The 6,566-nt window shown below is 74.8% G+C and carries 2 protein-coding genes; both read right to left on the bottom strand.

The window, feature by feature from the left end; genetic code table 11:
• The coding region (locus GT030_RS37225) for a non-ribosomal peptide synthetase (protein ID WP_161203938.1) at window positions 1-5,822 on the bottom strand (5,822 nt) is incomplete at its 3' end.
• Window positions 5,819-6,566 (bottom strand): condensation domain-containing protein (locus tag GT030_RS31035; protein WP_161203937.1); only part of this gene is annotated, 748 nt, incomplete at its 5' end. The genes GT030_RS31035 and GT030_RS37225, both read right to left, overlap by 4 nt.

Raw genomic sequence — 6,566 nt, 5'->3', positions numbered from 1 at the left:
GGTGGCCGGTCGGGCAGCGCCCGCGCGAGCGCGAGCGCGGGTCCGGCCCCGGCGCAGTGCCCGAGCAGGACCAACGGACCGCTGACGTCGCTCAGTTCGGCCGTGAGGTCACGCAGCAGGGTGCCGGTGTCGGGGACGTCGTCCGCTCGCAGGTCCAGCGTGCGGAACCGGACGGGTCCGGTGTCCTCCAGCGCCTTGACCAGCGGCAGGTAGCTCACCGGGGAACCGCCCGCGTACGGGAAGCAGACCACGGTCAGCTCCGGGTCCCGGGCCGCGGCGGCCAGCTCCACCAGCAGCCCGCCGGTGCCGGACGCTCCTCGGGCCAGGGCACGGCTCGTACGCCCCTGCAGCAGGCCGCGCACGGTGACCAGGCCGTCGGAGCGGGCCGCCACGGCCATCGCGGCGAGGGAGTGGCCGCCCAGGTCGAAGAAGTCGTCGTCGGCGCCGATGGACTCCTCGGGCACGCCCAGTGCCTCCGCGAAGAGCCGGACGATCGCGCGTTCGGTGTCGTCGGCGGGCGGCTCGGGGGTACGGGTGGTGAGGGCGGGCAGCGGACGGGCGGCCAGGGCGTTGCGGTCCGCCTTGCCGTTGCGGTTGAGCGGCACCTCGTCGAGCCGGGCGATCACGTCGGGCAGCATGTAGGCGGGCAGCAGCCGGGCTGCCTCCTCGCGTAGCCGCCCGGGGCCTGGCTCGGCGTCGCCGGTGTACCAGACGGCCAGCAGCATGCGTCCGCCGTGCCGGCGCACCTCGGCGAAGGCCTGGTCGACGCCCGCGATCCGGGTCAGGGTCTGTTCGATCTCGGGGAGTTCGACGCGGTGGCCGCGCAGCTTGACCTGCTGGTCGCGGCGGCCGACGCAGTCGAGGGTGCCGTCGGGCAGCCAGCGGCCGAGGTCGCCCGTGCGGTAGGCGCGGGCGGAGGTGGTATCGAGGGTGTTGGCGGGGAAGGCGGCCGCGGTGCGCTCGGGGTCGTTGACGTATCCGGCGCCGACGCAGGGGCCGGTCACCAGGATCTCGCCGAGAGTTCCGGGCGGGACCGGGGTGCCGTTCTCGGCGAGGACGTGGAGCGTCGTGTTGATGATCGGGCTGCCGACGGGGACGCGTTCGGTGTCCACCGGGCCGCGCAGGATGTGGTGGGTGATGTCGTCGGACGCCTCGGTGGGCCCGTAGGCGTTGACCACCGGGATCGCCGGGTACACGGCGAACCAGCGGCGGGCGAGGGCGGGGGCGAACGCCTCGCCGGTCACCATCAGCCAGCGCAGCCGCGGCAGCTCGCGCGGCGAGGCCTGCAGGGTGTCCAGCAGGGCGTCCAGCAGGGAGGGTACGACCTCCAGCACGCTCACGCCCTCGGCGATCACCGTGTCCAGGAAGTCGGCGGGGTCGGTCACCCGGTCGTGGATGACACTGCGGCCGCCGGTGAGCCAGGGGGCGACGAGCTGCCAGACGGAGATGTCGAAGCACTGGGAGGCCACCTGGGAGACCACGTCGTCGCCGCTCAGCGCGAGGTCGTCCACCTTGGCCTGGAGGTGGTTGAGCATCCCCCGGTGCTCGACGACGGCACCCTTGGGTTCGCCGGTGGAGCCGGAGGTGAAGATGACGTAGGCCGGGTCGTCGGGGCCGGGCCGGTGGGCGGGCGGGGTGTCGTCGGCCTCGGGCGCGGCGAGCAGGGCGGTGTACTCGGCCTCGGTGACGACAAGGCGGCAGCCGCTGCGGGTCGCGGCGTACCGGAGGCGTTCGGCGGGATCGCCGGGTTCCTGCGGGAGGTAGACGGCACCCGCCTTCAGCACACCGAGCAGGGTCACCGCCCAGGGCAGCCCGCGCTTCATGCGCACCGCGACCACGTCACCGGGTCCGGCGCCGCGCGCGGCGAGGGCCTGTGCCAACCGGTTCGAGGCGCGGTCGAGTTCGGCGTAGGTGAGGGTGTCGGGGCCCTGACTGACGGCGGTGCGCCCGGGGTGGCGGGCCGTGGTGCCGGCGAACCGGTCGAGCAGGGTGGTGCCGGGCACCTCCCGCGCCGGACCGCTCCGGTGCCGGGCGAGCCAGGCCAGCTCCTCCTCGCTCATGAGGGTGCGGGCGAAGGGCGGGGCGTCGGGGTCGGTGGCCAGGGCGCGCAGGGCGCGCAGGTAGTAGCCGCCGAACCGTTCCACCCCGGCCCGGTCGAAGACGGAGCCGTCGTAGTGGAGCTGGAGCCCGACGGTGTCGTCGAGGGCGTCGCGGGAGAACTCGGCGCGCAGCGGGAACTCGGTCTGGCTGTGCACGGAGACCCGGTGCAGCCGGGCACCATGGCGGCGGGCGAGGGCTCCGAGGACGTGGAAGTGGGTGAAGTTGAAGACGGCCTCGAACAGCGGGCGGCGCACCTGCCGGGTCATCTCGCCCATGGGGTGGCGGCGGTGCGGCAGCAGCGCGCCCTCCTCGTCGTAGACCCGCCGGACCAGGTCGGCCCAGGTCGGGGCGTCGGTGCGGACGCGGAAGGGGAGGGTGTTGAGGAAGAGGCCCAGGGTGCGTTCGGCGTCCTGCCGCTCGGGGCGTCCGCTGTGCTCGTAGCCGGTGGTGATGTCGTCGCGCCCGGCGGCGAAGGACAGCACGGCGGCGTGCGCGGCGAGGAGCACGGACTTGACGGGCACGCCGAGCCGAGCGGCGGTGGCGAGCAGCGCGGCGCCGAGGCCGGCGTCGAGCGGGACGTCGAGGGTGCGGACGGTCTCGGCGGCGTCGAGGTCGGCACCCGGGGTGCGGGGCAGCGCGGTGGCGTCGGCCCCGTCGAGCCGGCCGAGCCAGAACTCGCGGTCCTCCTCGGAGGCGACGGACCGCTGCTCCAGGGCAATGAACTCCTCGTATCCGGCGCCGGGCCGGCCCTCCTCGGCGGTGGTGTCGAAGCAGAGGTCGAAGAGGTCGTACAGCAGCCGGTTGACGCTCCAGCCGTCCAGGGCGGCCGCGTGGTAGCTGAGCAGCAGGTGGTGCCGGTCGCCGCCGAGCAGGCAGAGCCGCATCCGTACGGGGCCGACGGTGCCCTCGGGGAAGCCGGTGGCGAGTTCCTCGGCGGTGGCCCGCTCGAGGTAGGCGCGCTGCGCGTCGGGGTCCTGGCCGGTGAGGTCGACGACGGCGCACCAGTCGGGGGCGTCGCGGTGGACGACCTGGGTCGGGCGGCGGTACCCGGTGGTGTGGAAGGAGGTCCGCAGCATCGGGTGGCGGCGGGCCGCCTCGGCGGCCGCCCGCCGGAAGAGGCCGGGGTCCAGTGGGGCGTCGTAGCGGTAGCCGGAGACGTCGTGGTAGACGGCGGCGTCGCGGGTGGCGATCTCGTAGAGCAGTCCGGCCTGAAGGCTGGAGAGGGGGTAGGCGGCCTCGGCGTCGGGGGGCAGCGCGTCCCGGTCGGCGGGCGGCAGGGCGGCGAAGGGGGCCGGGACCTCGGGCACGACGGGTTCGGCCCGGCGGACCAGGGGGGCGAGCCGGGCAACGGTGGGGTGGGCGAACAGTTCCTGGAAGGTGAAGTCGAGTCCGGCGCGGCGGGCGGCGGCCAGCACGCCGATGAACTTGATGGAGTCGCCGCCGAGTTCGAAGAAGTTGTCCGTGACACCGAGGCCGTCCCGGCCGAGTGCCGCGCCGAGGATCCCGGCCAGCTCCTCCTCGAGCGCAGTACGAGGGGCCACCCACCCGGGGCCGGAAGCGACCGGGAGCGCGGCGAGAGCCTTCAGATCCCGCTTGCCGTTGGGGGTGCGCGGGATCGCCTCGACGGGCACGAACCGGGACGGGACCATGTAGGCGGGCAGTTGTCGGGCCAGCCCGGCGCGCAGCGCGTCCGTGTCCGGCCGCTCCCCCACCACGTACGCGCACAGGGCGCCCTCGCGCAGGGCCACCGCGCACTCGGTGACGCCGGGCAGCGCGGCGAGGGCGTGCTCCGTCTCGCCGGGCTCGATCCGGTGACCTCGCACCTTCACCTGATCGTCGAGCCGGCCCAGGTACTCGACGGTGCCGTCCTCCCGCCAGCGGGCCGCGTCTCCCGTGCGGTAGCAGCGCTCGCCGGGCGCGGTCGGGTCGGGCAGGAAGCGCTCGGCGGTGAGGCCGGGGGCGCCCAGGTAGCCGCGGGCGAGCCCGACTCCGCTCAGGTACAGCTCGCCCGGTACGCCGACCGGGGCGGGGCGGCCGTCGCGGGTGAGGACGCGCAGCCGAATGTTGTCGATGGGGGTGCCGAGCGGGACCGGGCGGCGGGGGTCATGGCCGGTGCAGTCGTGGTGGGTGACGTCGACGGCGGCCTCCGTCGGCCCGTACAGGTTGATCAGCGCCGGGGCGCCGGGGCCGCGGAAGGCGCGGGCGAGGGCGGGTATCGCCTCGGCGGGCAGCGCCTCGCCACTGGCGAAGATCCGGCCGAGCCCGGTGGGCGCGGTGCCGTCGGCGCAGTGGGCGAGGAACGCCTGGAGCATGGACGGGACGAAGTGCACGGTGGTCACCGCGTGTTCGCTCATGCGGGCGACGAGGGCGGCGGGGTCCCGTTCGTCACCGGAGGGCAGGGTGCTGACCGCGCAGCCCGCCAGCGCCCACCAGAAGATCTCCCACAGGGAGACGTCGAAGGCGGTGGGCGTCTTGTGCAGGACGACGTCGGCGGGGGTGAGCGGATACTGCCGCTGCATCCAGCGCAGCCGGTTCACGATCGCCCGGTGTTCCACCATCACACCCTTGGGGCGGCCGGTGGAGCCGGAGGTATAGATGACGTAGGCGAGATCGCGCTCGGTGGCGAGCGGAGGCAGGTCGGTGCCGTCGAGCCCGGTGAGGGCCGGGTCGGCGGGGTCCACGAGATGGAGGGCGCCGGGGCAGTCGGGGCCGACCGCGATGCCGGCGCCGCTGTGGGTGACCATGTGGCGGCGGCGCGCCTCGGGCAGGGCCGGGTCGACGGGCAGGTAGGCGGCGCCCGCCTTGAGCACGGCGTGGAAGGCGACCAGCGCTTCGGGACCGCGCGGCAGGGCGACGGCGACGATCTCACCGGGGCCGGCGCCCAGTTCGCGCAGGCGACGGGCGAGCTGGTTGGCGCGGGTGTTGAACTCGGCGTAGGTCAGCCCGTCTCCGTCGAGCACCGCGGGGCGGCCGGGGTACCGGGCGGCGGTGTGCTCGACGAACTCGTGGAGCAGCGTGCCCGCTTCGTAGGCGTGGGCGGTGCGGTTGGCCCGCTCTTCCGGCTCCGTCTCGGCCGCCTCCGGTGTGCCGTGCACCAGGCCGAGGGCGGCGATCCGGGCATGGGCCCGCGCGAACCGCCCGGCCAGGCGCCGTGCGGTGCCGGGCAGCAGGAGGTCGACGCGGTAGGTGAGCCGCAGCCTGCCGTCGCGCACCGCGAACGCCGCGATGATCCCGTCGGGAAGCGTGGACGCCTGGTACGGCAGTACGGCGAGGTCGGTGGGGGCGACGCCCTCGGCGGCCAGCACCTGGGCGGGCGGCACATCGAGGTGGGCGGCGCCCTCGCGGTAGGCGCGGCGGACCTCGGTGAGCAGGGCGCGGGCGTCGGTGCCGACGTCGACGAGCACGGGGAACTCGCGGTCCCCCGCGTGGGTGCGGACGCAGACGCGGGCACTGTCGGTCTCGGTGGCGGCGACCGCGGCCGCGACGGCGGTGGTGAACACCGTCGTCAGCGTGGGTTCTTCGCCGGTGAGGGCGCTCGCGCGGGCCACGGCCTCCGCGTCGAGGTCCTGCTCCCACACCCCGGTGGACGGCTCCTCGCCGGTGCCCGCGAGGAAGTCGTGGTGGAGCAGGGTGGCCGCCTCCAGCGCGGTGGCCCAGCGCCGCCAGTACCGGGTCTGCTCCGGGTACTCGTTCAGGGCCTGGCTGCCGCGCAACGTGGTCATCGTGCTGCTCCAAAGTCGAAGTCGGCGTCACTGGCGTAGATCCGCGCCGTGCGGCGCCGCAGCACCGGCCCCTCGGGGGCGATGGCGATCTCGTCCAGTGCCAGCAGGACGGAGTCCAGCAGGTGGTCGGCGGAGGCCCGTTCGTACAGCTCGGTGGAGTGCTCCAGGTCGCAGACCAGGCGGTCGGGGCGGACGTGGACCTGGAGGTTGAGGTCGAACCGGGTGGTGCCGGGATGCAGGAAGTCCAGCGAGGCGGTGAGCCCGGCCTCGGCGAACTCGTAGGAGTCGAGGTTCTGCAGGCCGAAGAACGCGTCGACCAGCGGGTCGCGCAGTCCGGGCCGGCCCACGCCCAGCTCGCGCACCAGCCGGTCGTAGGCGACGGCGCCCCGGTCCAGCGCGCTCTGGTGGCTCTCCCGCAGCTCCGCCACCAGCGCGCCCAGCGTGGTGTCCTCCTCCAGCCGGACCCGCTGCGGCATGGTCTGTACGAACATGCCGACGACGTCCGCGAGTTCGTGGTGCGTACGACCGTGCACAGGGGTGCCGATCACCAGGTCGGTCAGTCCGCCGATGCGCGCCAGGGCGGTGGCGTAGGCGGCGAGCAGCACCACGAACGGCGTGGTGTTGTGCACGCGGGCCGTCTTCTCCACCGCGTCGGCGGCGACCGGGTCCCGCCTCACCCGGCCGCCCGCGTCTGAGGGGCGCGGCGGGCGCGGCCGGTCGGTGGGCAGGGTGCCCCCGCCCGGT

Source organism: Streptomyces sp. SID1328, assembly GCF_009865595.1.
GTDB classification, from domain to species: domain Bacteria; phylum Actinomycetota; class Actinomycetes; order Streptomycetales; family Streptomycetaceae; genus Streptomyces; species Streptomyces griseoluteus.
The sequence above is the reverse complement of the archived record's forward strand: the minus strand, read 5'-3'. Positions and strand labels throughout refer to the sequence as shown.